Origin of the sequence: Sphingomonas sp. HITSZ_GF, assembly GCF_029543155.1 — a bacterium.
GTDB lineage: Bacteria > Pseudomonadota > Alphaproteobacteria > Sphingomonadales > Sphingomonadaceae > Sphingomonas.
In genome coordinates this window covers 29,761-55,420 of record NZ_JARQXA010000007.1, presented here as the reverse complement: position 1 = coordinate 55,420, position 25,660 = coordinate 29,761, and the positions used below count along the sequence as shown (strand labels likewise).

Annotated in this window: 22 protein-coding genes and 1 tRNA gene; 5 read left to right on the top strand and 18 right to left on the bottom strand. The window is 67.2% G+C overall.

Features of this window, described 5'->3' with window-relative positions; genetic code table 11:
- Positions 1-39 precede the first annotated feature (39 nt).
- The 3 genes from P6144_RS18030 to P6144_RS18020 all read left to right on the top strand — a co-directional run bounded on the left by P6144_RS18030 (position 40) and on the right by P6144_RS18020 (position 4,494).
- Complete coding sequence (locus P6144_RS18030; RefSeq protein WP_277769201.1) at positions 40-3,144, top strand: TonB-dependent receptor; 3,105 nt, start codon at positions 40-42, stop codon at positions 3,142-3,144.
- Between the two features lie 61 nt (positions 3,145-3,205).
- Positions 3,206-4,261: an alginate lyase family protein gene (locus P6144_RS18025; protein ID WP_277769200.1), complete on the top strand. Its 1,056-nt coding sequence runs from the start codon at positions 3,206-3,208 to the stop codon at positions 4,259-4,261.
- A 38-nt stretch (positions 4,262-4,299) separates the two neighbouring features.
- The gene (locus P6144_RS18020) at positions 4,300-4,494 is read left to right on the top strand and encodes a hypothetical protein (RefSeq protein ID WP_277769199.1); all 195 of its coding nucleotides are present in this window, start codon (positions 4,300-4,302) and stop codon (positions 4,492-4,494) included.
- 3 nt (positions 4,495-4,497) lie between these two features.
- Here the strand turns inward: P6144_RS18020 and P6144_RS18015 are convergent, their stop codons facing one another.
- The 14 genes from P6144_RS18015 to hisG all read right to left on the bottom strand — a co-directional run bounded on the left by P6144_RS18015 (position 4,498) and on the right by hisG (position 20,417).
- Positions 4,498-7,608 carry a P-loop NTPase fold protein gene (locus tag P6144_RS18015; protein WP_277769198.1) on the bottom strand — a complete coding sequence of 1,037 codons (3,111 nt, stop codon included), beginning with the start codon at positions 7,606-7,608 and terminating at the stop codon, positions 4,498-4,500.
- Between the two features lie 139 nt (positions 7,609-7,747).
- A tRNA-Phe gene (locus P6144_RS18010) sits at positions 7,748-7,823 on the bottom strand.
- Positions 7,824-7,853: 30 nt separating this feature from the next.
- On the bottom strand, positions 7,854-8,039 hold the full coding sequence (gene yacG, locus P6144_RS18005; protein ID WP_277769197.1) for a DNA gyrase inhibitor YacG: 186 nt from the start codon (positions 8,037-8,039) through the stop codon (positions 7,854-7,856).
- 1 nt (position 8,040) lies between these two features.
- Positions 8,041-9,000: a ribonuclease gene (locus tag P6144_RS18000; protein ID WP_277769196.1), complete on the bottom strand. Its 960-nt coding sequence runs from the start codon at positions 8,998-9,000 to the stop codon at positions 8,041-8,043.
- Complete coding sequence (locus P6144_RS17995) at positions 8,993-9,562, bottom strand: nucleoside triphosphate pyrophosphatase (RefSeq protein WP_277769195.1); 570 nt, start codon at positions 9,560-9,562, stop codon at positions 8,993-8,995. The genes P6144_RS18000 and P6144_RS17995 overlap by 8 nt, the downstream gene beginning before the upstream one ends.
- Positions 9,563-9,681: 119 nt before the next feature.
- Positions 9,682-9,900: a translation initiation factor IF-1 gene (gene infA, locus P6144_RS17990; RefSeq protein WP_003049127.1), complete on the bottom strand. Its 219-nt coding sequence runs from the start codon at positions 9,898-9,900 to the stop codon at positions 9,682-9,684.
- A 130-nt stretch (positions 9,901-10,030) separates the two neighbouring features.
- On the bottom strand, positions 10,031-11,980 hold the full coding sequence (locus P6144_RS17985; protein ID WP_277769194.1) for a S9 family peptidase: 1,950 nt from the start codon (positions 11,978-11,980) through the stop codon (positions 10,031-10,033).
- Positions 11,977-13,974, bottom strand: coding sequence for a S9 family peptidase (locus P6144_RS17980; protein WP_277769193.1), 1,998 nt, complete (start codon positions 13,972-13,974; stop codon positions 11,977-11,979). The genes P6144_RS17985 and P6144_RS17980 overlap by 4 nt, the downstream gene beginning before the upstream one ends.
- Before the next feature lie 142 nt (positions 13,975-14,116).
- On the bottom strand, positions 14,117-16,297 hold the full coding sequence (locus P6144_RS17975) for a sodium-translocating pyrophosphatase (protein ID WP_277769192.1): 2,181 nt from the start codon (positions 16,295-16,297) through the stop codon (positions 14,117-14,119).
- 110 nt (positions 16,298-16,407) lie between these two features.
- Complete coding sequence (gene thiL / locus P6144_RS17970; protein WP_277769191.1) at positions 16,408-17,250, bottom strand: thiamine-phosphate kinase; 843 nt, start codon at positions 17,248-17,250, stop codon at positions 16,408-16,410.
- Between the two features lie 183 nt (positions 17,251-17,433).
- Positions 17,434-17,895: a transcription antitermination factor NusB gene (gene nusB, locus P6144_RS17965; RefSeq protein WP_277769190.1), complete on the bottom strand. Its 462-nt coding sequence runs from the start codon at positions 17,893-17,895 to the stop codon at positions 17,434-17,436.
- Positions 17,896-18,085: 190 nt separating this feature from the next.
- Entirely contained in the window at positions 18,086-18,475 is a 390-nt protein-coding gene (locus P6144_RS17960) for a hypothetical protein (RefSeq protein ID WP_277769189.1), read from the bottom strand.
- Positions 18,475-19,767, bottom strand: coding sequence for a histidinol dehydrogenase (gene hisD, locus P6144_RS17955; RefSeq protein ID WP_277769188.1), 1,293 nt, complete (start codon positions 19,765-19,767; stop codon positions 18,475-18,477). The genes P6144_RS17960 and hisD overlap by 1 nt, the downstream gene beginning before the upstream one ends.
- Positions 19,764-20,417: an ATP phosphoribosyltransferase gene (hisG, locus tag P6144_RS17950; protein WP_277769187.1), complete on the bottom strand. Its 654-nt coding sequence runs from the start codon at positions 20,415-20,417 to the stop codon at positions 19,764-19,766. The genes hisD and hisG overlap by 4 nt, the downstream gene beginning before the upstream one ends.
- A gap of 124 nt (positions 20,418-20,541) precedes the next feature.
- Here hisG and P6144_RS17945 point away from each other — a divergent pair, with 124 nt between their 5' ends.
- Positions 20,542-21,564: a DUF2332 domain-containing protein gene (locus P6144_RS17945; protein ID WP_277769186.1), complete on the top strand. Its 1,023-nt coding sequence runs from the start codon at positions 20,542-20,544 to the stop codon at positions 21,562-21,564.
- A gap of 132 nt (positions 21,565-21,696) precedes the next feature.
- Here the strand turns inward: P6144_RS17945 and P6144_RS17940 are convergent, their stop codons facing one another.
- The 4 genes from P6144_RS17940 to P6144_RS17920 all read right to left on the bottom strand — a co-directional run bounded on the left by P6144_RS17940 (position 21,697) and on the right by P6144_RS17920 (position 24,885).
- Positions 21,697-22,584 carry an alpha/beta hydrolase gene (locus tag P6144_RS17940; protein ID WP_277769185.1) on the bottom strand — a complete coding sequence of 296 codons (888 nt, stop codon included), beginning with the start codon at positions 22,582-22,584 and terminating at the stop codon, positions 21,697-21,699.
- A gap of 325 nt (positions 22,585-22,909) precedes the next feature.
- Positions 22,910-23,809, bottom strand: coding sequence for a pirin family protein (locus P6144_RS17930; protein ID WP_277769184.1), 900 nt, complete (start codon positions 23,807-23,809; stop codon positions 22,910-22,912).
- A 90-nt stretch (positions 23,810-23,899) separates the two neighbouring features.
- Positions 23,900-24,598, bottom strand: a complete 699-nt coding sequence (locus P6144_RS17925) for a glutathione S-transferase (protein WP_277769183.1) — start codon at positions 24,596-24,598, stop codon at positions 23,900-23,902.
- 2 nt (positions 24,599-24,600) lie between these two features.
- Positions 24,601-24,885, bottom strand: coding sequence for a BolA family protein (locus P6144_RS17920; protein ID WP_277769182.1), 285 nt, complete (start codon positions 24,883-24,885; stop codon positions 24,601-24,603).
- Between the two features lie 36 nt (positions 24,886-24,921).
- Here P6144_RS17920 and P6144_RS17915 point away from each other — a divergent pair, with 36 nt between their 5' ends.
- A complete protein-coding gene (locus P6144_RS17915; protein WP_277769181.1) occupies positions 24,922-25,536 on the top strand; it encodes a J domain-containing protein in 615 nt (204 codons plus the stop codon).
- Positions 25,537-25,660 lie beyond the last annotated feature (124 nt).

The window sequence follows — 25,660 nt, the reverse complement described above, 5'->3', positions numbered from 1 at the left end:
CAAAAACAAAAGCCGGGAACACGATGGGGAGAGATTGTCATGCAGAGGACTGCTCTGTTGGCCGGTTCGGCGCTGTGCGCCATCCTGCTGAGCACGCCTGCGTTCGCGCAGAATACCGACGGCACCACCACCGACAGCCAGACCACCGCACCGCAGGCCGAGGAGCCCGCCCCGGCCGACCAGATCGTGGTCACCGGTTTCCGTCGCGCCTATGCCGATGCGCTCAACATCAAGCGCGAATCCGATCAGATCACCGATTCGATCTCGTCGGACGGCCTGGGCCGCTTCCCCGATCTGAACGTCGGCGAGGCGGTGCAGCGCATCCCGGGCGTGCAGATCAACCGCGAGGCGGATTCGCGCAACGCCACGATCAGCCTGCGCGGCTTGCCGGGCTCGTTCGCGCGCACGACCCTGAACGGCGGCGGCTTCGCCGATCCGATCCTGGGCAGCGCGACCAACACTTCGTCGACGCCGCTCGGCGCGTTCAATTCGGATATCTTCACGGCGATCTCGGTGATCAAGTCGCCCTCGGCCAACAATCTGGCGGGCGGCTTGTCGGGCAATGTCGATCTGCGCATCGCGCCGGCGCTCGGCCGCAAGCCTGGCGGCTGGGCCAAGGCGTCGTACGAATATAACGACCTGGGCGATCTCGGCAGCCCGGCGATCTCCGCAGGCTACAATGCGCACATCACCGATGATTTCGCGGTGTTCGGCGTCGTCTCCTACAAGGACGAGAAGTTCCGCCGCGATTCGATCTCGGTCAACACCTGGGCGAACCGCCTCGGCGCGATCCAGGTCGGCAACCAGCAGGCCGCCGCGTCCAACCCCACCTATCAGGCGCTGATCGCGCAATATCCGGGCGGGGTCTATTATCCCAGCCAGGTCCGCCAGTTCGTCCGCCTCAACAAGGGCCATCTGCTCACCGGTGCGGCCGGCTATGAATGGCAGGCGAGCGACACGATCAAGTTCGGCGCGACCGGCTTCTACACCGAGCGCAACCTCGATCAGGGCACCAACCATCTGCTCTACATCGACACTTCGGCGGGCAACAACACCAACACCGCGCTCGCGGCAACCTCGGCGGTGGCGCATTTCACCAGCCTGGGCACGCCCTATGTCGTCCAGACCTCGAGCGGCGCGCGCGCCTATATCAACCAGTTCTCGGCCGAGAATCTGCAGACCTACGACTCGATCCGCTCCGAGCCGGCCAAGCAGAAGACCTGGGCGATCAACCCGACGATGGAGTTCAAGGACGACGACTGGAAGGTGACTGCGCAGGGCACGATCTCGCGCGCGCAGGTGCTCGCCAACCAGATCGAGCTCGACGTCATCCAGAACCCCTATCGCAACCTCGGCACCGCGGGGCTGAACGGCATCACCGCCTCGATCTTCACCGGCGGTACCAGCCTGCAGGATGCGCGCTTCGTCCTCAACACGCCCAACGCCTCGCACATCCCGGTCGGCGGCTATCCGCTGCCCTCGGCCGCCAACCAGGCGACCCAGGCGGGCGCGCAGATGCCGGGTGCGCCGGCGAACACCCAGGGCGACCGCTTCGGCGTCACCGGCACCAACGGCCAGTCGTGGAACACGCTCGACGCCGTCCAGCTCGATTTCGAGCGCCAGGTCGGCGGGCTGCTCTCCGCGGTGCAGGCGGGCCTGCGCTACGAATATAACAGCTATACCTCGATCGGCTCGCGCAACACCTCGCTCGGCACCAGCACCGCGAACATCACCCAGGCGATGTCGCTGGTGAACCCCTATGTCGGCGATTTCTTCGGCGGCACTGCGAACGGCTACACCGCCAACTGGCGCGATCTCAACATCCAGCAGGTGCTGAGCGCGATCACCCCGGTGAACACCAATCCGCGCACCACCGCCAACCCTAACGGACTGCCCGGCCAGTTCGTCTATGGCAGCGGCGGCGTGTTCCTCACTCCCTATGGGCTGGTGAACAATTATTGGGACGCCAATTACTGGAACAACAATTTCACCAACACCAAGAAGGTCATGTCGGCCTATGTGATGGGCCGGTTCGATACCCGGATCCTCGGCATGCGCGTCCGCGGCAATGCCGGCGTCCGCTACGAGACGACCGACCAGCGCATCGACGCGCTCGATTGCCGCAACTGCGCCAGCGCGCTCTCGACGCTGGCCGGGCCGGTGAACCATTTCATGTCCAACCGGATCTACAAGGACCATTACGACTATTGGCTGCCCTCGGCGATGTTCGCGGCGGACATCACCAGGAACCTCCTGCTGCGCGGCGCCTATTACAAGACCTATGTCCGCCCGCAGCCGCGTGACACCGTGCCGATCAGCTTCGTCCAGGTGCCCGAGGCGCTGACCCCGCCGGTCGACCCGGTCTATACGGTCACGATCGGCGCGACGAGCATCAAGCCCTATACCGCCGACTCGTTCGACCTTTCGCTCGAATGGTACAACCGACCCGGTGGCGCCTTCGCGATCGCGGTCTATCAGAAGAACATCAAGGGCTATATCGGCCCGATCACCGATCAGAACATACTCTGCCCGGCCGACGGGCGCATCAACGGCGTCGATTACGGCCTGGGCAACCTGACCATCGTCGGCCCCAACTGCATGAGCTCGAACCAGTTCATCGGCGCGGGCGGCACGCTGGTCAACGCGCGGGTGGTCGCCAGCGGCCTCACCAACCAGCAGCCAATGCGGGTGCGCGGCGTCGAGGTCTCGGTGCAGCAGAACCTCGATTTCCTGCCGGGCTTCCTCAAATATCTCGGCGGCGCGGCGAACTACACCTACACCCAGATCGACGGGAAGGACACGGCGGGTAACGCGATCACGCTGCCGAGCGTCGCCAAGCACAATCTCAACCTGATCGGCTATTACGAGACCAAGCTGTTCGGCATCCGCGCGGTGTTCAACCATCGCGGCAAATATGATCTCGCCGCCGGCAACAGCTTCGTCGGCGATGCCCGCACGGTGAAGGCGCGCAGCCAGCTCGATGCCTCGGCCTCGCTCAACCTCAGCAAGAACTTCTCGATCTCGCTCGACGCGTACAACCTCACCAACGCGACCCGCTCGGAATATGAGAATGATCCGATGCTGCCGCGCCGCATCGACTATGACGGGCGCACCTACACGCTGACGATCCGCAGCAGCTTCTAGCGTAACTAGAGGCGGAGCGGCTATCCTCCCGGCCGCTCCGCTTCCTTTCCAGGATATTCCGATGAAGCTCCTCCTCTGCAGCGCCGCCGCCCTGTTCGCGTTCGGCGCCGTTCCCGCATCGGCGCAGGACCAGGCGATCCTCGGCCCCGGCTTCGCCCGCGAGGTGCCGCGCACCGATCCGGTGGCGCGCCGGGTGATCGCGCGCGCCGACGCCGCGCTTGCCCGCGCGCCCGGCGCCATTCCCGAGCTCCACACCGAAGGCACGCTGCCCGGCAAGGGCATCCGCGAGATCAGCCTCAAGGCCAAGGAGGATCAGGGCATCGTCATCGCGCTGGCGCTCGCCTGGCGGCTGACCGGCGACCGGCGCTATCTCGACCAGACCGCGCGCTATCTGGAGAATTGGGCGGACGTCTATCACATGTCGTTCAACCCGATCGACGAGACCGGCTTCGACACGCTGATCCTCGCCACCGACCTGACCGAGGCGGACCTGGCGCCCGCGCTCAAGGCCAAGCTCGACGGCTTCTGGCGCCGCATGGCGAGCGGCTATCTCGACGCGATGGACGGCACGCCCAAGAACGCGCACACCAACTGGCAGAGCCACCGCATCAAGCTGGCGACGATGGCGGCGTTCGAAGTGGGGGACGTCAGGCTGATCGACCGCGCCCGCGCGGCGTTCCGCAAGCAGGTCGCGGGCAATATCCGCCCCGACGGATCGGTGTTCGACTTCTATGAGCGCGATGCGCTCCACTACGTCACCTATAATCTCGATCCGATGCTGATGGCCGTCATGGCCGCCCAGGCGCACGATCAGGACTGGTATGGCTGGAAGAGCCCGACCGGATCGAGCCTTGCCGGGGCGCTCAAATGGCTCGAGCCCTATGCCGCGGGCGAGAAGACCCATGTCGAGTTCGCCAACTCGCAGATCGCCTTTGATCGCGAGCGCGCCCAGGCGGGGCAGAAGGAATATGCGCCGCACCCCTGGGACCCCGGCAACGCGGTGAACACCTATGCGCTCGCATCGCTCATAAACGCCGACTATCGCGACTTCGCCGCGAAGCTCGCCGCGCGCACCGGCCGCAAGCCGGCCGACTGGGCGGCACTGCTCGCCCGTTAACCATGGAACCGCCGGCGCTGTCGCGGGTATCAGTCGCGATGGAACCGCAGGAGGACCCGCAGCATCACGAGCTGGGCAGCAGGCGAAACCTGCTCGCCCTGGCCATTGCCGCTGTCGTGATGCTGGTGGCAGGTATCCTGCTAGTCCACGGCTTCAGCCGTCACCGCGCGCAGCTGCGCGACGAACCGGGAAGCAATGTGTCGGGCATGTCGGTGCTCGGCGCGGGCAGCTGAGCCTTACCAGAAGCCCTGGCGACTGGCATCGGACAGGCGCTTTCCGGCGGTGATCTCCCGCTCGGCCTTGAAGAACTCGAACAGCTTGGGATCGCATGCCCAATCGGTATCCTGCTCGGTCGGGACCTTCAGCCGCTTCTCCAGCGCGTTGCGCCATTTCTCCGCAGGCGTTGGCGGCTCTTTCCGTTCTGTCCCGCCTGCAGATGGTTTCTCGGCGGGTTCGTCGGCCGCTTCCTCCGCGCGCGCGGCCTCGTCCTCGAGCACGCGCAGACGTAGCACCGCCAGCGCCGGCGGGTCCTTTTCGGGTGGCCAGCTCGCTTCGTCCGCGCCCCATTGCAGCCAGCGGAGCATGTCGGGCCAACGCAGCGTCAGCGCGATCCAGCGCGCATATTGGTCGAGGTCGGGCGAAACCCATCGGTCGTCGCGCCCGAGCCGTGCGGAGCGCAGCGCCAGATAGAAGCGCGCCAGATTGACCATGCGCTTCATCTCGCGGGGGTTGCCCACCGAATAGAGCGATATCTTGCGGATAAGCTCGCCCACATCGCGGCTCTCGGCGAAGCTGAGGATGGCGGACTGCGCGGGCTCGGGTGCTTCGATCTCGTCCAGGGGAACGTCGGGATGCTCGTCAGGCGACACTTCGGGTTCGAGATCCGGCGCCGGCGCGGGGTCCGGCGCGGCCCCGGGTTCGGGGGGCGGCGCGGTGTCCTGCACCGGGGCCGTCGCCAGCCATTCGACATATTGGCCGAACTGGTTCTGGGTCGTGGGTGGGATGGTGAAGGGCAGTTGGACGAACTTGTCCATGAAACGCCAGCCCAGCGGCACCGCGCGCTCATAGCGCGGCAATTGCTCGCGCACGTCCTTGTGCGCAGTCTCCAGCGCTGCGGCGATCATCTGCGGGTCCATGCCGATCACGAAGATGCATCGATAGGCTTCGCTCGCCAGCAGCATGCTCACGCCTTCGACCACATTGGCGACCTTGTTCGGCGAGCAGCGGTCGAGATCGTCGATGAAGATCACCAGCGGCGCGTGGTTCTTGCCGTCGCGTTTGCCGGGCACGACATCCAGCACCTTGCGCAGGTCGGCGTGGATCTGATGCAGCTGGCCGACGGCCTGGTCATAGTCGGGCACGCGCAGATAGTCGGCCAGGCTGAAGTTTGCCGGTTCCTGGCGGGTCTTGACGCTCCTGCGCAGATAGGTGGCGACCACATACACGGAGAGCAATATCTGCACGACGATCGCGCCGGCGAAGCCGTTGGCGGTTCCCAGCGATGTCAATTTCTGGGTCAGCGGGCCGAGGAACGGCAGCTCCTGCAGGGTCTTGCTGGCGCCAAAGCCAAGCAGCACGAGGACCGCCGCGGCGCCGCTCAGGACCCATGCCCGCACCTTGGCCCACCAGATCGTCACTACCCGGTCGTAGATGCGCCGCCGGACCTTGCCGTCGTCGATCCGCGCCAGCTGGAGCTTGAGCAGGAACTTCTCGCGCTCGAACAGCGGCAGCCGGTCGGAGACCTGCGACACGATCGCATCGACCAGCCCGGCCCATACCTGTTCGGTGGTCTCGTATTTCCAGGCGTTGAACCAGATCGTCCAGATCTGCCCCGGCGCCGGCGCGGTGCCGTCCGGGTCGATCTCGAAAGGCTGCTTCCGGTCGAGCAGCCGAAGCACCGTGCCCAGCGAGAGATGTCGGTGCCGGGCCGCTTCCTGCTTCCGGTCTTGCTTGTCGCGGGCAAACCAGCCGGCGACCCTTTGCAGGAACGGCCTGGGTTTTGCCATTTCAGCCGCCCGCGCTGCCCTTTCCTTGCTCTCGTTACGGATATCGGGCGGATCGAGCCGATCGCGCACCAGCTTCATCAGCGATGATTTGCCGCCGCCCCACGGCGCCTGGATGCTGATGCTCAGCGGCGGCGGCGTATCGGCGTGCGTCAGGAAATCGCATATCGCGCTGGCATAGCTGTCATAGCCGAGCCGGTCCTGGTCGGTCGCGACATCGTTGTTGAACCGGGTGGCGACGGTGCCCAGCCGCGCGTCGCGATAGTCGATCAGCAACTGCTCGGGCACCAGGCCCATGCGGCCGAGGATATTGTGCACGCGGCCCTGACGTCGTTCCAGCAGCGCGGCGATCAGGTCATCAACTTCGATCGCGTCGGTATCGGCGGCGCCTGCCATTTGCTTTGCGCGGCGCAGGATTGCCGCGACATTCACGGTCGGGGCAATCCGCACCACCGGGTCTGCCCGCTGGGTGAATTGCCGGGTCCCGAAATAGGCTTCCAGCTCGTCCTCATATTTCGCGCCGGCTCCGGCTCGCACCGCGGCGCTGAAGAAACGAGCGGAAACGTCCTCGCGTAGTGCGTCGGGTGCCGTTTCCCGCTGGCTTTCGGTGAGCGCGAAGAAGAGCAGCGCGGTCGATAGCGCAGTCGTTTGCCTCTTGGAATTGGCTGCCAGGTCGTTGGCGAAGGTCAGGACCGCGGTCACGGCCTCAGAGCGCAGCAAGCGAAACGGGTCCTCCCCGGGCGGTGGTGTCGGCGGTGGCGGGGTGGGCTTGCCCGGGGTGATAGGATCGAGAGTGATGTCGGCCTTGCCCAGGATCGCGCTGGAGCCGGCGGCATGGCCGGCGCCCGCGAGCACAAATCCGACTTGCCTAGGATCGAGCCGGCGCGTCGCTGAGCGATGCCATTGTACCGCGAGGTCGGGGTCCAATCCCTCGGGCATTGCAATGGTGGCGCGAAGTTCCCACGACGTGGATTGCAGATATCGCACCAGCACTTCGACCGTAATCCGGAGGCTGGTAGCACCATCCAGCCCGCCCTCGCCCATGCCCATCAGGGGTAGCCAGAGCGATCGCACCTCCCGGCGGCGCAAGCTATCCAGTGCCTGCGAGAGGTTGCTGCGAAGCAGATCTTGCGTGTGCCCGTGCCCGACCGTGACGATGAAGCAGACCAGGAAGCCATCGGCCGGTTCGAAATGAAAGCCGCGAGTGAGGTCCACTCTCGAAGGAAGCTGCGTTGGCAGGCCAAGCTCTCTAAGCATGGCGGTATTGAGTGGGCCGGGCGTTCCATGCTCGTCTGTCGGGAGGAAAACGACGTCGCCGCGCGGCGGAGCGCCGATCTCGATCAAGATCGGTGGCTTCGTGTTTCCGGTATCTGGTGCTTCCGCCATCTCTGTCCCCCGGGAGGGAGGATATCGCCGGGCGACCGCGCTTCCTATAGTTGCGCGCGCCTGCAGGTGCAGGAGAATGGTCCGTTCAGGATGGAAGTGGTGCCCGGGGACGGAGTCGAACCGCCGACACTGCGATTTTCAGTCGCATGCTCTACCAACTGAGCTACCCGGGCACGCCCGGCGAGTGCCGGGGAGCGGGCCTCTTAGGCGCGGTTATCGGGGCTGTCCACCCCTGAATCTGCATGCAGGTCAACTGTCTCGCCGGGAATGCGATAGCCTTCGCCCAGCCATTGCAGCAGGTCGCGGTCCTTGCAGCCGCGGCTGCAGAAGGGCTTGCTCTCGATCGTGCTCGGCTGCCCGCAGACGGGGCAGGTGTCGTTCTTTGCCATGTCAGTCCTTAGCCGCAGAATCCTTAGCCGACGTGAATTCAGTCACGCCGCCGATTCGCCGCGCCAGCTCCGCGGTCCAGCCGGGTTGCTGGGCGAGGCGGCGCGCGATGTTCCTGGTCACCATATGGGTAGTCGGGGGCGGCGGGGGAAGCCGCTCGATGTGCCGCAGCGCGGCGCGGGTGTCGGCGCCGGTCAGGTCGGCACGCAGCAGCTCGGGCAGCGAGGGGCGCACGCGCCGCCGGACGATCTGGAGGAAGCCGAAGCCGTTCACCGCGGTCCGCTCGAACGGCTGGGGCAGGGCGGCGTCGATCGCCTCCGCCACGGCATTCCGCGCGCCCTTGCCGCTCAGCGTCGGGAAGTCGATGCCGATCGATCCGGCGATGCCGTGCCGCTCGATCGCGCGCGCCACGGCATGCGCCGCCGCGACTGACAAGGTTTCGAGATTGCCCGAGCCATCGACGTCGAACAACGCCATCGCCGGGGTAGGGGACAGCCGCAGCGCGCCGCCGGCAAACACGATCTCGCCGGTGATCGCTTCCTCGAGCACTTCGGACCAGCCCGCTTCCTCGAGCGCATCGGGCTCATGCGCGCGCAGCACCCGCACCGGCAGCCCGGTCGCGGTGATCCGCTCGAGCAGGCTTGGCCCGTCGGTCAGTTCCTCGTCGCTCGGCACGGCCTTGGGCAGCTTGGCGCGGCCCGGCTCGGGGATCGCCTCGCGCGTGATCTTCACGCGCAGTTTCGCGCCTTGCGTCACCGTCTTGGGGATATGGTCGCACAGCGCCTCGCCGCCGCCGTCCAGCGCGATCAGCTTGGCGGCCTTGTCGACCAGCCTGGCCTCAAGCACCGCGTCCGCGCGCGGGGCGCTGCCCTCCAGCTCGATCCGTGCCTTCCAGATGCTGCCGCGCGAGACCAAAGCCGCGCGGTTCTCGCCGATCCCGGCCTCGTAGAGCCACTCAGCCAAGCGGGTAGCCGGCGCTCACCAGCAGTGCGCGCGTCTCGAACACGGGCAGGCCGACCACGCCCGAATGGCTGCCGGCGAGATAGCGGACGAACGCCTCGGCCTTGCCCTGGATGGCGTATCCGCCCGCCTTGCCCATGCCTTCGCCGCTGGCGACGTACCAGTCGATCTCCACCTCGGTCAGCCGCTTGAAGGCGACCACGGTGTCGGAGAGCCGGGTGCGCGCCTTGCCGTCGGTGCCGATCAGGCAGATGGCGGACAGGCAATGGTGGCGCCGGCCGGAGAGCAGCGCGAGCATGCGGCGCAGATCGGCCTCGTCCTCGGGCTTGGCGAGGATGCGCTTGCCCACCGCGATGGTGGTGTCGCCGGCCAGCACGATCTCGTCGGCGGCGCGCGCCACGGCATGCGCCTTGTCGATCGCGACGCGCTGGACATAGGCGCGCGGGCTCTCGCCGGGGCGGACGTCTTCGTCGACATCGGGCGCGGCCACGCGCGCGGGCTCGGCGCCGATCCGCCTGAGCAGATCGAGCCGTCGCGGCGATGTGGAGGCGAGAACGAGCTTCACGGCCTGAGGCGCCACCCGAGCCGTTCGTGCTGAGCTTGTCGAAGCACCGTTCTTTCCCTTGGTGAAGAGCAGTACGGCCCTTCGACAAGCTCAGGGCGAACGGGGATTACTTCAAGCGATCACTTGAAGCGGTAGGTGATACGGCCCTTGGTCAGGTCGTAGGGCGTGAGCTCGACGAGCACTTCGTCGCCGACCAGCACGCGGATGCGGTTCTTGCGCATCTTGCCGGCGGTATGGCCGAGGATCTCGTGATCATTCTCGAGCCGGACGCGGAACATGGCGTTGGGCAGAAGCTCAACGACCTGTCCGCGCATTTCAAGCAGTTCTTCTTTGGCCAAAAAATACCTCGTGGATCAGCGCGCGCCTAAAGTGGCGGTGCCTTTACAGCGGTGCGCGAAAAAAGGGAAGCTGGGAGCCGTCCGGCACTGCATATAGGCGCCGGGGGCCGGTTTTTCCATCGCTTTGCGCTCACTGCTTCGCTGCATCGGCCGGATTGTGCCGGACGAGGAAGGCGTCGAGCCGCTCGAAGAAGTCGGTCAGGTCCTTCGCGTCGGTAAGACCGTGGCCTTCGTCCTTGTAGAAGACCGAGACCACTTCGGGCTGCGAACCCTTCCGCGCAGCGAGCGCCGCGACCATGTCATGCGCCTGCTTGGCAGGGACGTTCGAATCCTTCTCCCCATGCCCAATCAGCACCGGCCGCGTCATCCGCACTGCCTGGGCGAGCGGCGAGAGCGCCTTGAGATCGGTGTCCTTCTCGCCCTGCACCTTGCTTTCCCACTGCTTGAAGTAGCGTGGGGCGGAGAAGGTGCGCTTGTCGGTCTTCAGCATGCCGGGCAGGTCTGTCACCCCGGCCAGGCTCACCGCGCAGCGATAGCGCTCGGGATTGCGGATCGCGCCCCACAACGCGGCATAGCCGCCATAGGAAGCGCCCATGATGCAGACGCGCTTGGGATCGGCGACGCCGGTCTGGACCAGCCAGTCCATCCCGTCGTCGAGATCGTCCTGCATCTTGCGGCCCCATTGGCCATAGCCCAGCTCGACGAACTGCTTGCCATAGCCGGTGGAGCCGCGGAAATTGGGCTGGAGCACGGCATAGCCGCGGCTCGCCAGGAACTGGACGAAGGGATCATAGTCCCAGCTGTCCCGCGCGAACGGCCCGCCATGCGGCATCACGATCAGCGGCAGCGCATGCGGGTCGCGGCCGCGAGGCAGCGTCAGATAGCCGGGGATGGAGACGCCGTCGCGTGCGGCGTAGCGCACCGGCTGCACCGTCGCCAGCGGCACGCCGCCGAGCTTCTCATAGGGGCGCACCAGCCGCTCGAGCCGGCGTGCGGCGATGTCGAACAGATAATAGGTGCCGCTGTCCGATGCGCCGGCCGACCAGATCAGCAGCCGATTGCCGTCCAGGCTGCGGTCGATCACCAGATTGTCGAGCCCGGGCAGCGCCCGGTCGAGCTTGGCCTGCAGCGCCTGCATCGCCGGCTCGATCCAGGCGACATGGTGGCGTTCGTCCTCATAGGCGATGCCGGAGAGCGCGCGCGTCACCGGATTGCCGATGATCCGGTCGACGTCGACCTGCGGATTGGCATAGATCTCGTCGCCGATCTCGCCGGTGCGGAAATCGAAGCGATAAGCGGCGAACCGGTCCGACTTGGCATTGGTGACGATCACGCCGGTTTCTTCGCCGGGGAAGAAATGGACCGAATCGATCGAGCCATCGAGGCCCTTGGCGAGCGTCGAGCGGACCTTGGTCAGCGGGGCGTCGGCCTGGCTGCGATACCACATCGTCCAGCGGTTATCGTCATAGGCGATGCCGGCGCGCACCACGCCGTTGCCGTCGGCGAACCAGCTCCAGATGTCAGGGCGCGCCTTCTCGACGACGGTCACCGCGCCGGTGGCGAGGTCGATCCGCTTCACCAGCGGCGTCTTGGTCATCGACTGCTGCACCGCCAGCAGCATCCACTGCCCCTTGGGATCGACATAGAGCACGTCGCCGGCGCCCAGGCTCGAGCTGTCCGAATCGATTTCGTGGAACGCGTGCGTGTTGAGGTCGATCGCGATCAGGCGGGAAACCGGCAATTGCAGGCCGAAGAACGACGCATAGACGGTCACCGTGATCAGGATATGGTCCGGCCCCGCCCAGTCGACATCGGTGATCGCCCGCTTGCCGACCTCGTAATAATGCGGGTCGCGCTGCTCGCCGGCGCGGAAGACGAGCAGCCGGGCCGTGTCGCCCGAACGCTCGATCGCGGCGATCCGGCCGCCGTCCGGGGAGAGTGACAGCGCGCTGAGCGACGGACGGTCGGCAAAGGTCGATGCCGGGATGAGGGCAGTGGCGGGCGCTGCCTGCTGCGCCGCCAGAGGCGCCGTGCCGAGCACCAGCAATGCCGCACCCGCGGCAAGAAACGGCGCCCTCACTGCGTGGGTGCCGGATCTGCCGGGTTATGCTGCTTCAGGAAATCCTCCATCGCCTTGAGGAACTGCAGCCGGTCCTCGCCGCGGGTGAAATGGTGGTCGCCCTGGGGCTGGGAGATGAAGATCACCGGCTTGCCTGCCTGGCGCAACTTCTCGGCCATCTCGCGCGACTGCGAATAGGGGACGACCACGTCTTCCTTGCCATGGATCAGCAGCACCGGGATGCTGAACTGGTCGGGGCTGCTGATCGGCGACACGGCCTTGAAGTCCGGCGCCTGCTTCTTCAGCCAGTCGCCCGTCGCCGCGCCGCCCAGGAAGCCGGCATTGTAGTGCTTCATCGCGCCCAGGTCGGAGACCCCGGCGAACGCCACCGCGCAGCGATAGAGCTTGCCGTCACGCTGCGCCGCGCGGAGCGCCGCATAGCCGCCATAGGAGCCGCCGGTGATGCACACGCGCTTGGGATCGGCGATGCCCTGGCTGGCGAGCGCGGTGATCGCATCGTTCAGGTCGTCCTGCATCTTCAGGCCCCATTCGCCATAGCCCTTGTTGTTGAACTCGGTGCCATAGCCGGTGGAGCCGCGATAATTGGGCTGGATCACGGCATAGCCGCGATCCGCGAGGAACTGCGCCCACCAGTCCCAGCTCTCGTCGTCGCGCGCGCCGGGGCCGCCATGCGGATAAACGATCAGCGGCAGGTTCTTCGCCGGCCGGCCGCGCGGCAGCGTCAGCACCGCGGCGATCTCCAGCCCGTCGCGCGCCTTGTAGGTGATCGTCTTCACCGGATGCAGCCGCGCCATCTTGAGCGTGGGATTGGCGTAGGACAGCATCGTCATCGAGCTGTCGGCGCGGTCGTAGAGGAAATAGGCGCCGGGCGAATCCGCGCCGCCGACATAGACGGTCGCCCGGCGATGATCGTCGCTGTACGAAGTGATCGCGGCATGGCCGCCCTTGATCTGCGCCGATACCTCGGCCTGCAGCTTGGCGAGATCGGGGTCGATCCATTCGGTGCGCGACGAAGCTTCGTTATAGTCGATCCCGGCTATGCCGTCGCCGTCGTGCGTGGTGGTGATCGCGCCGATGTCGAAGCCCTTGCTGGCATAGAGCAGCTTGCCCTTGCTCAGCGTTGCCAGGTCATATTCGTAGATGCCGCCATAGCCCTTGTCGTCATCGGCATAGGCGATCGCCTTGGCCGGATCGGCGAGGAACAAGGCGGGCAGCACGCGATCGGAGGAATCGCCGCGCTTCTGGCGCACGATCTCGCGGAAGCTGCCGCCGGTCGGCCCACGATAATAGACGCGCGATTCGCGGCCATCGAGCGAGCTGGCAAAGCCCATGCGCACCATGCCCCTGCCGTCGGCCACCCAGCTCATCACGCCGTCGCGCGGGGGCACCACCGTCTTGGCCTTGCCGGTCGACACGTCGATCTCGGCGACGCTGGGATAGAATTGGGCATCGTCGGAATAGATCGAATGCTGCGCGGCGAGCAGGATGCGCGGGGTGCCGTCATGCGCCACCCAGATTACGTCGTCGCCGTCCTGCGCGGCGTCGCGCGCCAGCATGTTGAGCTTGCTGCCGTCGGCCTTCACGCCAGCGGCGCGCTGGATGTACCATTCCTCGCCCTCGTCGACCGGCATCGTCGTGCCGAAGCCGACGATCAGCCAGTCGCTGTTGGTCCAGCGCCACCAGTTGAGGTCGTACTTGCCCATGCCGACATAGCGCGGCTTGTCGCCGTTGAGCGGCACGATCGCGAAATATTGCTTGCCCTCGGAGGCGATCTTGGCGGCGAGCAGCGTGCCGTCGGGCGAGATCTTCGGCCGGTCCATCAGCGGCAGCTGCGCGAAATCCTCGGTGGCGCGCGGCGCGCGAAGCTTGGCCGGGCCCGGCTGCGGCGTATCCGCCGGCTTGGCGGCTTCCCCCGCTTGCTGCGCGAATGCGCCCGTAGGCAAAGCAAGCCAGACCGACGCCAGCAAAGCGGCGTACACGCGACGCGAAACCATGATCCCCCCCTTCGAACCGAATTCGAAGCCAGAGCCTATTGGCGCAGTGTTTCTGCGGCAAGTCAGAGACCGCATTGTTATGGTTCAATAAAAACCCCGCCCGGATCGCTCCGGGCGGGGCAGTCGATACCTGCGTCGAAGATCAGCCCGCGGCGTGGCCCGCAAGTGCCGCGAGCAGCAGTAGCGCGACGATGTTGGTGATCTTGATCATCGGGTTCACGGCCGGGCCGGCAGTGTCCTTATAGGGATCGCCCACCGTGTCGCCGGTCACCGCCGCCTTGTGCGCGTCCGATCCCTTGCCGCCGTAATTGCCGTCCTCGATATACTTCTTGGCATTGTCCCAGGCGCCGCCGCCCGAGGTCATCGAGATGGCGACGAACAGCCCCGAGACGATCACGCCGAGCAGCATCGCGCCCACCGCGGCAAAGCCCTGGGCCTGGCCGGCAACGGCGGTGATGATGAAGTAGATCGCGATCGGGCTCAGCACCGGCAGCAGCGACGGCACGATCATTTCCTTGATCGCCGCCTTGGTGACGATGTCCACCGTGCGGGCATAGTTGGGGCGGCTGGTGCCGGCCATGATGCCCTTGTCGTTGGCGAATTGCTGGCGGACGTCCTCCACCACCGAACCCGCCGCGCGGCCGACGGCGGTCATGCCGAAGGCGCCGAACAGATAGGGCAGCAGGGCGCCGAGCAGCAGGCCGACGATGACGTACGGATTGCTCAGGCTGAAATCGACGACGACGCTGGGGAAGAACTCCTTCAGGTCGGTCGTATAGGCGCCGAACAGCACCAGCGCGGCGAGCGCGGCGGAACCGATCGCATAGCCCTTGGTCACTGCCTTGGTGGTGTTGCCCACTGCGTCGAGCGCGTCGGTCTTGTGGCGGACTTCGTCCTCCAGGCCGGCCATCTCGGCGATGCCGCCGGCATTGTCGGTCACCGGGCCATAGGCGTCCAATGCGACGACCATGCCGGCCAGCGCCAGCAGCGAGGTCGCAGCGAAGGCCACGCCGATGATGCCGGCGATCTGATAGGCCGCGATCACCGCGACGACGATGACGAGCGTCGGCAGCGCGGTCGATTCCAGGCTGATCGCCAGGCCCTGGATCACGTTGGTGCCATGGCCGGTCACCGATGCCTTGGCGATCGACTTGACCGGGCGATAGTTGGTGCCGGTGTAATATTCGGTGATCCACACCAGCAGGCCGGTCACCGCCAGGCCGATCATCATGCAGATGAACAGGCTCATGCCGGTGAATTGCGGCCCGGCGCCAAGGCCGAGCGCCGCTTCGGCGGAGATATGGTCGTTCGCCTCGAGGAAGGCGGTCGGGTCGACCGGCAGCGCGCCGATCACCGCGTTCATGTCGCCCAGCGTATATTGGGTGGCGAACCAGATCGCGGGGATCGACAGGATCACCGTGGTCCAGAAGCCCTTGTAGAGCGCGCCCATGATCGACTGGCTCTTGCCCAGCCGCACCATATAGGTGCCGATGATCGAGGTGATGATGCACACGCCGCCGATGATCAGCGGCAGCGCCATCAGCTTGAGCAGCGCCTCACCGGCCAGGTTCTTCACCAGCAGCGCGATCGAGACCATGGTGAGGCCCAGCGTCACGACATAGGTCTCGAACAGGTCGGCGGCCATGCCAGCGCAGTCGCCGACATTGTCGCCGACGTTATCCGCGATCACGGCCGGGTTGCGGGGGTCGTCCTCGGGGATGCCGGCCTCTACCTTGCCGACCAGGTCGGCGCCCACATCGGCGGCCTTGGTGAAGATGCCGCCGCCGAGGCGGGCGAAGATCGAGATCAGCGATGCACCGAAGGCGAGGGCGGTCAGTGCCTCGATCACCTTGCGGCTATTGGCTTCCTCGCCGGTGACGCCGACCAGGTACCAGAACAGCAGCGCGATCGCGAGCAGGCCCAGGCCCGCCACCAGCATGCCGGTGATCGCGCCCGATCGGAAGGCGAGCGTCAGGCCGCCCTGGAGCGAGCCGCGCGCGGCTTCGGCAGTGCGGACATTGGCGCGCACCGAGATGTTCATTCCGACGAAGCCGGCGACGCCCGAAAGCACCGCGCCCAGCACGAAGCCGATCGTCGAGAGCGTTCCCAGCGTGAAGAACAATACGATGGCGACGATCACGCCCACGATGGCGATCGTCATATATTGCCGGCCGAGATAGGCCTTGGCGCCTTCCTGGATGGCGGCGGCGATGCTCTGCATCTTGTCGTTGCCGGCCGGCGCCTTCAGCACCTGCTGGCTGGTCAACAAGCCATAGAGCACTGCGAGCACGCCGCAGGCTATGGCGATGTACACAATCGTCATGCGTTCAAGCCCTTCCCCTAATTGGATATCGAGCCGCGCCGGTCTGTGTGCCGGATTTCAAAGGCCCGGTACGGGGAGGCTATCGGGCGCGTGCCCGCAGCGCAAGCCGCTCAGCGATGCTGGTAGCCGAGCGGGATTTGCGGCACCTGGCCGTCGAGCAGCAACGGCGCGGCGCCCGCGTGCGCCAGGCTGCCGATCCGCGCGGCCGGCACGGGCGGCTGGAAGCCCTCCGGTGCTGCGAAGAGCAGTTCGTAATCGTCGCCCCAGGTGACTGCGCGCAGCGGGTCGGCACCGGCGGCGACGGGCACGCGGGTCAGCGCGATCTCGGCGGTGCAGCCGCTCGCCTCGGCCATGCGCGCGGCATCGAGCAGCAGCCCGTCGGACACGTCCATCATCGCATGGACGTGCGGCGCCAGCGCCTGCCCGTCGGCCAGCCGGGGGCGGGGACGCAGATAGGCGGCGGCGTTGCCGCCTTCGAAGCCGAGCATCGCCGCGCCCAGCGGGCCGGTGATCCACAGCCCGTCGCCCGGCTGCCCGCCGTCGCGGCGCGGGACCTGGGCGCAGGTCGCCCGGCCGATCGCGGTGCAGCCGAAGGTTGCGGGCGAAACCGAGATGGTGTCGCCGCCGAGCAGCGGCACGGCATATTCGGTTAGGATCGCGCGCAGCCCTTCGACGAAGCGCTCGGCGCCATCGACCAGCACCGCACCGATCAGCACGCCGAGCGGCTCGGCACCCTTGGCGGCAAGGTCGGACAGGTTCACCGCCACCAGCTTCCAGGCGATGTCGAACGGATCGGTGCCGGGGCGGTAATGGACGCCCTCGGCGATCGCGTCATGGGTGAGAACCAACGTCTCGCCGCCGACGGCCAAGGTCGCGGTGTCGTCGCGGAGATCCTGCGCGCCCGGGTGGAGCGGCAGGGTGCGCAGCGCGGCGATGAACTGAGCTTCGTTCATCTCAGAAATCCTCCCCGAGCTTGTCTCGGGGAGGGGGACCATCCGCAGGATGGTGGAGGGGCCGCGCCAAGGGCGCGGTGAGCGCTTGCGGCAAAGGCAACCGTCGCTGGCGCGACGGCCCCTCCACCACGACGCTGCGCGTCGCGGTCCCCCTCCCCGAGCGGAGCTCGGGGAGGAATGGGGTCAACCCCGCACTTCCTTGGCGACGGCGTCGAGGATGCCGTTGACGAAGCCCTTTTCGCGGCGGTCGTAGAATGCGTCGGTCACGTCGAGATACTCGCTGATCGCGGCGCCTACCGGCACGTCCTTGCGCGCCATCAGCTCATAGGTGCCGGCGCGCAGGATCTGGCGCATTGGCTTGTCTAGCCGGTCGAGGCTCCAGTCGGCGCTCAGCTTGGCGGCGATGATCCGGTCGATCTCGTCGCGGCGCTCGCTCACGCCGGTGACGATGTCGTCGAAAAAGGCGATGTCGGCCTCGGCATATTCCACGTCCTCGATCGTCGCACCCAGGCGATGATTGTGGAACTCGTGGAGCAGCGCCGGGATCGAGGTCGCTTCCATCTCGTGCTGGTACAGCGCCTGCACGGCGGCGAGGCGCGCGGCAGCGCGCGCCTTGGAACGGGACTTTGCGGTTGGGCTAGGCATGGCGCGCCACATAGGTATGTTCGGCCAATATGGCAAAGTGTGTTGCGTGGCGGCGTCCGTCCCCCTCCCTGTAAGGGAGGGGTTAGGGGTGGGTGGAATGCTCGCCTACGGTTGCCGGGGTGATGATGGGTGGCCGTATCGCCAGGTCTCCACCCACCCCCGACCCCTCCCTTACAGGGAGGGGAGTCGTTCAGCCCCGCGGCCAGGCCCTGAGCGGCTTGCGCGCGGCATAGTCGCGGCTCTCGGCGTTGCCCGCCTGCACCTCGATCACATGCTCCGGCCCGAACGGCAGCTCGCTCCCCAGCCAGAATTCGTCATTCTCGTCGATGTCGGGCTCGTTATCGAGCAGCCCGAAATAGCTGCCATCGGCGGCCTCGCGGACCACCACCCACATCCGGTCGGTGATCGGTTCCTCGTCTTCCTCCACTGCGATCAGGAAGATCAACTTGGCGAAGTCGCCCGGCTTCAGCCCGGCCCGTGTCGCCTCGTCGGGCAGGTCGAAGGCCTCGGCATCGAGCGCGTGATAGTCCGCCGCGCTGGCGAGGCACCAGCCGTCCGCGTCGAGGTCCGGGGTGCGCATCAGCCCTGGCGCAGCCGGATCGCGACCGATTCCGCGTGCGCCGGCAGCCCCTCGGCATGCGCGAGCGCCACCGCCGCCGGCCCGATTGCCGCCAGCCCGGCCTCGTCGAGCGAGAGGAAGCTGGTGCGCTTCATGAAGTCGAGCACCGAAAGCCCCGAGGCGAAGCGCGCGCGCCGCCCGGTCGGCAGCACATGGTTCGGCCCGGCGACATAATCGCCCACCGCCTCGGGCGTATGGCGACCGATGAACACCGATCCGGCGTGGCGGACCATGTCGAACAGGCCCTCCGCCCGGTCGCAGGCGAGCTCGAGATGCTCGGGGGCGAGCCGATCGACCAGCGGCATCGCGGCGACGAGATCGGGCACGACGATGATCGCGCCGTTCGCCTCCCAGCTCGCCCGCGCGGTCTTCTCGGTGGCGAGCTTCGCCAGCGCGCGCTCGACCGCTTCGGCGACCTGGTCGGCGAAACCGGCGTCGTCGGTGAACAGGATCGACTGGCTGGTCGGGTCATGCTCGGCCTGGCTGAGCAGGTCAGCGGCGATCCAATCCGGTTCGTTCTTGTTGTCGGAAACAACCACGATCTCACTGGGGCCGGCGACCATGTCGATGCCGACCACGCCGTAGAGCTGGCGCTTGGCCTCGGCCACCCAGGCATTGCCCGGGCCGGTGATCACGTCGACCGGGGCGATCTTCTCGGTGCCATAGGCGAGCGCGGCGATCGCCTGGGCGCCGCCGACGCGCCAGATCTCGTCGACTCCGGCAAGATGCGCGGCGGCGAGCACCAGCGGGTTGATCTCGCCGTTCGGCGTCGGCGTCACCATCACCAGCCGGCCGACGCCCGCGGCGCGCGCGGGCAGCGCGTTCATCAGCACCGAGCTGGGATAGGCGGCGCGCCCGCCGGGCACATAGACGCCGGCGGCATCGACGGCCTTCCAGCGCGCGCCCAGCCGGATGCCGGCGGAATCGATCTCGTCGCGATCCTCGGGCTTCTGCTTGGTGTGGTAGCTGGCGATCCGCTCGGCGGCGAGCTCGAGCGCGTCGCGCAGCGCGGGGCTCAGCCCTTCCCAGGCGGCCAGGCAATCGGCGCGGTCGATCTTCCAGCCCTGGGCGTCGAGGTCGAACTTGTCGAAGCGCTGCGTCAGGTCCTTGAGCGCCACATCGCCTTCGCTGCGGACGCGGGTGATCATCGCAGTCACGTCGCGCGCGACGTCTTCGTCGGCCTCGCGCCGCGCATTGACCAGATCGGTGAACGCCTCGGCGAAACCGGCGTCGCGGGCGTCCAGGCGGATCATTCCGCTACTGCCTTGCGGAACTTGTCGACCAGCGGCACGACTTCGGTCGCGCGCGTCTTGAACGCCGCGCGGTTGACGATCAGCCGGCTGCTCACTTCCGCGATCACCTCGACCTCGACCAGCCCGTTCTCCTTGAGCGTCCGGCCCGAGGAGACCAGGTCGACGATCCGCGGCGCCAGGTCGAGCACCGGCGCCAGCTCCATCGCGCCGTTCAGCTTGATGCACTCGGCCTGCACGCCGCGCGCTTCGAAATGGGCGCGGGTGATGTGTGGATATTTCGTCGCGACGCGGACATGGCTCCAGCCGCGCGGATCGTCCTTGCTGGCAAGGTCGGCCGGCTCGGCGACCGAGATGCGGCAATGGCCGATGCCCAGGTCGACCGGGGCGTAGAGCTCCGAATAGTCGAACTCGGCGAGCACGTCCGATCCGACGATGCCGAGCTGCGCGGCGCCATGTGCGACGAAGGTCGCCACGTCGAACGCGCGCACGCGGATCAGGTCGATCGCCGGCGTGTTGGTCTTGAAGCGCAGCGCGCGCGAGCCTTCGTTCGAGAAGTCGGGCTCGGGAATGATGCCGACGCGGGCGAGCAGCGGCAGCGCCTCGTCGAGGATGCGTCCCTTGGGGACGGCAAGGATCAGCGGTTCGGTCATCGAAGCCGGGGCTTTACTCGGGCGTCCTCCCAGGCGCAACAGAGCCCCCACGGAGGTATTTCTTGTGGCCGATGAAGCGACGAACCGCGGGGCTTTCCGGATCCAGGAATATTATTGCCGCAAGATGGATGCGCCCATCTATGCCGATATCTGCGTGGCGATCGCGGAGGGGCTCGATCGCAGCAGCGAGACCGGGCGCCGCGTGCTCGACTGGCCGGGCGAGCCGACCCGCGACGCGCTGCCGCTGCGGCTGATCGGCGGGCTGCACGCGCTGGTGCTTGCCGGCGCCGATGCCGAGCTGGCGCAGGTCTTCGCCGGACAGGTCTCGGCGGCGGCGTTCAACCGCGTGCTGGCGCGCAACGACGCGGCCTTGCTCCCCTGGCTCGATGGCCCGCCCCAGACCAACGAGCCCGGCCGTTCAGGCGCGCTGATCGTCGGCCTGCTCGAAGTCGCGCGGCGCTGCGGCCCGAAGCTGGAGATATTGGAGATCGGATCGAGCGGCGGGCTCAACCTGCTGATCGATCGCTATCGCTTCGATCTGGGCGGCGTCGCGTTCGGCCCGGCGGATTCGCCCGTCACGATCGCGCCCGTCTGGCTCGGCGAGCCGCCCGCGGTGCCGCCGCTGGAGATCGTCTCCACCCGGGGCTGCGACGTGCAGCCGCTCGACGTCACCGATCCGGCGGTGGAGGCGCGGCTGTCCGCCTATGTCTGGGCCGAGACGCCGATGCGGCTGGAGCGGCTGCAAAAGGCGATCGGCATGATCCGTGCGCAGGGGGTTCGGCTCGATCGCGCCGACGCCGCCGACTGGATGGAGGCGCGCCTCGCCGAACCGCAGTCGGAAGGCGTCACGCGGGTGCTGATGCACTCGGTGGTCTGGCAATATATCCCCGACGACCGCACAGCGCGCATTCGTGCCGCGATGGAAGCGGCGGGCGCACGCGCCACCTTCGAACGCCCGCTCGCCTGGGTGGCGATGGAGCCCGACCGGGCGCTCGGCGAGCAGGTGGTCAGCATCCGCACCTGGCCCGGCCCCGAGGCGCGCGAAGTGGTGGCGACCGCGCACGCCCACGCCGCCTGGGTCCGCCCGGGCGATACGCGCGCGACCGAGGGTATCGCCCTGGATGCCGCGGCGCAGGTGGTGCTCTGACCTGTATCGAAGGCCAACGATCCAGTTCCCCGGCGAAAGCCGGGGCCCAGGGTCACAAGCGAGTCGGCAAAGAAACCCTGGGCCCCGGCTTTCGCCGGGGAGCAGCTTGGACTGCGCATCTGAAGGAGAGGGCTACGCCAGCCACTCCAGTATCGCCTCGGTCACCAGCTCGGGCTTCTGCCAGGGCACGAAATGGCCGGCGCTGGCGATGCGCACCACGGTCAGGTCGGGCACCAGCGCCTCCAGCCCGTCGAGCTGGACGGGGAGCAGGGCGGTGTCCTGCATCGCCCAGATCACCAGCGTCGGCTGGGTGACCGGTGGGAAGGGGGCGTCGAGCCATGCCGGTCGTTCGGGCGTCTCGCCCGGGGCGGGCACCTGGATCGCGCTGGCACGGTACCAGTTCAGCATCGCGGTCATCGCGCCGGGCTGGCCCCAGTCGGCGAGATAGGCGGGTTTTTCGGGGGCGAGCAGCGCGGCATCGGCATGTTTGGCGAAGCTGGTGTCGAAGAAGGTTTCCAGCCCCATCCGGTCGACGAACTTCTCGAACTCGGGGTTGCGGAAAGCAGTGATATACTGGCTCGCCTCGCGCTGGGCTGGGTCGTCGAACAGGCTGCGCTGGAAGGCCAGCGGGTGCGGCGCGTTGACGATGATCAGCCGGGCGATGCGCTGCGGGTTCTGCAGCGCCGCCATCCATGCGATCGCGCCGCCCCAGTCGTGCCCCACCAAAGTGAACGGCCCGATGCCCAGATGCTCGGCCAGCGCGAGCAGGTCGGCCACCGGCTTGTCGGGTGTGTAGCTCGCCACGCCTTCGGGCCGCGACGAGTCGCCGAACCCGCGCTGGTCGGGCGCGATCACATAATGATCGCGGGCGAGCACCGGGATCTGGTGGCGCCAGGTGCGGTGCGATTCGGGAAAGCCGTGGAGCAATATGATCGGCGGATTGGCGGGATCGCCCGCGATGGCGACGTTGAGCGTCACGCCGGTGGGCAGTGCGATCCGCTGGAGTTCGAAATCCGCCATGTCGCCTCTCCTGTTTTGCGGGAGGCTAGTGGGTCGCGGGGCGGATGGGAATGTGCGCCATGCCAAATAACCGTCATCCCGGGGAAAGCCGGGATCTCAGGCGAAGGCGCGGGAAAGAGCCGCACGAGATCCCGGCTTTCGCCGGGATGACGATCAGGACGTGGCGCGCACTGCCCGCTTCCCCTTGGTCCGGCTGGTCAGGTGGAACTGAAAACACCGATCGCAGCGATAGGGGCGCAGCTCCCACCCGCTCTTCGCGATCGCTGCCAGCGCTTCCTCGCGGGACCCATAGCGCGCCTTGCGCCGGCAGACGCTGAGGCGGGTGCTAGGGATAGCTCACCGTCTTGGGCACTTCGGGGATCGGGATGAACTCCTTGTCGTCGCCCGGCACCTTGGGGAAGTTGCCGGCCTTCCAGTCTTCCTTGGCCTGGTTGATCCGGTCGCGGCTGGAGGAGACGAAGTTCCACCAGACATGGCGCGGCGTCGTGAAGGCCTCGCCGCCGCACAGTGCCACGCGTCCACCGCTGCCCGAGCGCAGGATCGCGGTGATGCCGGGGCGCAGGACGTAGAGCGTGGCGACTTCCATCTCGACGCCGTCGATGCTGGCGTCACCATAGGCGAGGTAGATCGCCCGCTCGTCGGCCGAAGGATCGATCGGCACCGCGCCGCCGGCATCGAGCGCGATGTCGGCATAGATGGTCTGGGCATAGGTGGTGGTCGGCGCCTTCGCGCCCCACAGCTCGCCCATGATCACGCGGCAGCGCGCGCCCATGTCCTCGACGATCGGCAAGTCGGCCGCGCCCACATGCTCGAAGGCCGGGTTCATCTCTTCCATCGATTCCGGCAGCGCCAGCCAGGTCTGGATGCCCGAAAGCTCGGGCCCCTTGGCGCGCTCGGCGCTGGGCGAGCGTTCCGAATGGACGATGCCCTGGCCGGCGGTCATCAGGTTCACCGCGCCCGGCTCGATCGTCGCGAAGGTGCCCAGCGAGTCGCGATGGTCGATCGCGCCGGCATAGAGATAGGTGACGGTGGCCAGGTTGATATGCGGGTGCGGCCGCACGTCGATGCCGGTGCCGACGCTCAGCACGGCGGGCCCCATCTGGTCGAAGAAGATGAACGGCCCCACCATCGTCCGCGGCTTGGACGGCAGTGTGCGGTGGACCTTGAAGCCGCCCAGGTCGTGCGTGGTCGGCGTGATGATCTGGGTGAAAAGCGCGTCGGTCATGCTGCCCTCTTGGTCGCCCGGTTCATAACCGGCGCCATCTGGCGCGGACAGCCACAGTTTGGAAACCCACCCTTTCGGGTCGGTGCCGGGTCAGGCCGCGTCGAGCGCGGGATAATGGCGGAAGATGCCCTGGGTGTTGAAGGGGATGCGCCGCGGGCTTTCGAGATAGGCCTTGATCCCCGGCAGTCCCGCCACCCGGTCGCGGATCGCGACGAGCTTGGGATAGTCGCCCTCGATCGCCGCCATCCGCTTCGGGAACATGTAGCGCAGCCCCTCGATCAGCTGGAAGATCGAGGTGTCGACATAGGACCAGCGATTGCCCGCCATCCATTCGCCGGCCACCGATCGCTCGAACCAGCCGAGGAACTTGGGCATGCGTTCCGCGCGGAATTCCGCGGCGAAGCGCGCCGCCTCCGCCTTCTGGTCCTCGTAATAGAGGCCCACCCCCACCGGATGATGGACCTGGTGCACCTCGGCGACGAAGTCGGTGATGGTCAGCTGGATCTCGTGCAGCCAGGTGCGCGTCGATTCCTCCTCCGGCGCCAGGCCGTGGCGATCGCCGAGCCACAGCAGGATGTTGGCGACCTGCGCGATCACCTGGCTGCCGGTGTCGAGATAGGGCGGCGCGAAGGGCGGGCGATGTTCCCGCGCCTGCATGTCGGCGATCAGCGCGTCGCTGCCCTGTTCGCGGGCGACGTCGACATAGCGGATGCCGGCGGCTTCCATCGGCAGCCGGACGAACTCGCCCCGGCCCTGGATTTCCGCCCAGTACCAGAGCTTGTACGTCATGGTTACTCTCCCGGTGCCCGTGCCTTGATCGCCAGCGCATGGATGCGGCCGGCGAGCAGGTCGGCGAGCGCGTTGTTGATCAGTCGCTGCCGCTGAACGCGCGACTGGCCCTGAAAGGCTCCGCTCTCCACTACCACGGTCCAGTGCGATTCGCCCGTGCCGTCGTCGCCGAGATGGCCCGAATGGTGATGGCTGTCGTTGATCACCTCGAGATGCGTCGGGGCGAGCGCGGCGATGAGACGGGCGGCGATGATGTCGGCGAGTCCGCCGGTGGCAGTGTCGGTCATCGCGCCTATATAGGCGGTTTGTTCGAGGGAGGTAGCGTGGCGGACGGCCACTCCAGGAAAGACAGGCCGAATGCGCGGTTCCACGGGCGGGTGGAGGCGGAGGGCCGGCTATGCGCCGAGCCTGGCTGCAACGAGCCGGGCGAGTTCCGCGCGCCGGTCGGGCATGCCCGCGGCGGTTATGACGGCCCCGGCGAATATCGCTGGCTGTGCCTCGAGCATGTCCGCGCCTTCAACTCGGGCTACAATTTCTTCCAGGGCATGACGCCCGACGAGATCCACGACGCCCAGCGCCCCTATGCCGGCTGGGAGCGCGAGACGCGTGCCTTCTCCGGCACCGGCGGCGCCGACCGGCCGCCGCGCTGGGCCGATTTCGCCGATCCGCTCGATGCGATCGGCGCGCGATTCCGCGATCGGATGAAGGACCGCGGCGAGCGCAAGGACGGCAAGCCGCTCTCCGGCAAGGACCGCGAGTCGCTCAAGGTCCTCGACCTCGAGATCGACGCCGACCGCACGATGCTGCGCAAGCGCTATTCGGAACTGGTCCGCAAGTTCCACCCCGACCGCAACGGCGGCGACCGCAGCCATGAGGGCCGGCTGCAGCGCGTGATCGAGGCGTATCAGCATTTGAAGGCCGCGCCGGCATTTGCTTGACCCTTTCCTCCCTCGGAGCGAAGCTCCGGGGGAGGGGGACCGCTCGCGAAGCGAGTGGTGGAGGGGGCCTTGCGATGCGGTTGCGAGGATCAGCACGAACCAAGGGGCTCGGCCGCAAGCTGCG

What these genes read in the sequence shown, in the direction of transcription:
- P6144_RS18030 (WP_277769201.1), top strand. Translation starts at nt 40, where the DNA reads ATGCAGAGGACTGCTCTGTTGGCCGGTTCGGCGCTGTGCGCCATCCTG.
- P6144_RS18025 (WP_277769200.1), top strand. Translation starts at nt 3,206, where the DNA reads ATGAAGCTCCTCCTCTGCAGCGCCGCCGCCCTGTTCGCGTTCGGCGCC.
- P6144_RS18020 (WP_277769199.1), top strand. Translation starts at nt 4,300, where the DNA reads ATGGAACCGCAGGAGGACCCGCAGCATCACGAGCTGGGCAGCAGGCGA.
- yacG (WP_277769197.1), bottom strand. Translation starts at nt 8,039, where the DNA reads ATGGCAAAGAACGACACCTGCCCCGTCTGCGGGCAGCCGAGCACGATC.
- P6144_RS17980 (WP_277769193.1), bottom strand. Translation starts at nt 13,974, where the DNA reads ATGGTTTCGCGTCGCGTGTACGCCGCTTTGCTGGCGTCGGTCTGGCTT.
- P6144_RS17975 (WP_277769192.1), bottom strand. Translation starts at nt 16,297, where the DNA reads ATGACGATTGTGTACATCGCCATAGCCTGCGGCGTGCTCGCAGTGCTC.
- thiL (WP_277769191.1), bottom strand. Translation starts at nt 17,250, where the DNA reads ATGAACGAAGCTCAGTTCATCGCCGCGCTGCGCACCCTGCCGCTCCAC.
- nusB (WP_277769190.1), bottom strand. Translation starts at nt 17,895, where the DNA reads ATGCCTAGCCCAACCGCAAAGTCCCGTTCCAAGGCGCGCGCTGCCGCG.
- P6144_RS17960 (WP_277769189.1), bottom strand. Translation starts at nt 18,475, where the DNA reads ATGCGCACCCCGGACCTCGACGCGGACGGCTGGTGCCTCGCCAGCGCG.
- hisD (WP_277769188.1), bottom strand. Translation starts at nt 19,767, where the DNA reads ATGATCCGCCTGGACGCCCGCGACGCCGGTTTCGCCGAGGCGTTCACC.
- hisG (WP_277769187.1), bottom strand. Translation starts at nt 20,417, where the DNA reads ATGACCGAACCGCTGATCCTTGCCGTCCCCAAGGGACGCATCCTCGAC.
- P6144_RS17945 (WP_277769186.1), top strand. Translation starts at nt 20,542, where the DNA reads ATGGATGCGCCCATCTATGCCGATATCTGCGTGGCGATCGCGGAGGGG.
- P6144_RS17940 (WP_277769185.1), bottom strand. Translation starts at nt 22,584, where the DNA reads ATGGCGGATTTCGAACTCCAGCGGATCGCACTGCCCACCGGCGTGACG.
- P6144_RS17930 (WP_277769184.1), bottom strand. Translation starts at nt 23,809, where the DNA reads ATGACCGACGCGCTTTTCACCCAGATCATCACGCCGACCACGCACGAC.
- P6144_RS17925 (WP_277769183.1), bottom strand. Translation starts at nt 24,598, where the DNA reads ATGACGTACAAGCTCTGGTACTGGGCGGAAATCCAGGGCCGGGGCGAG.
- P6144_RS17920 (WP_277769182.1), bottom strand. Translation starts at nt 24,885, where the DNA reads ATGACCGACACTGCCACCGGCGGACTCGCCGACATCATCGCCGCCCGT.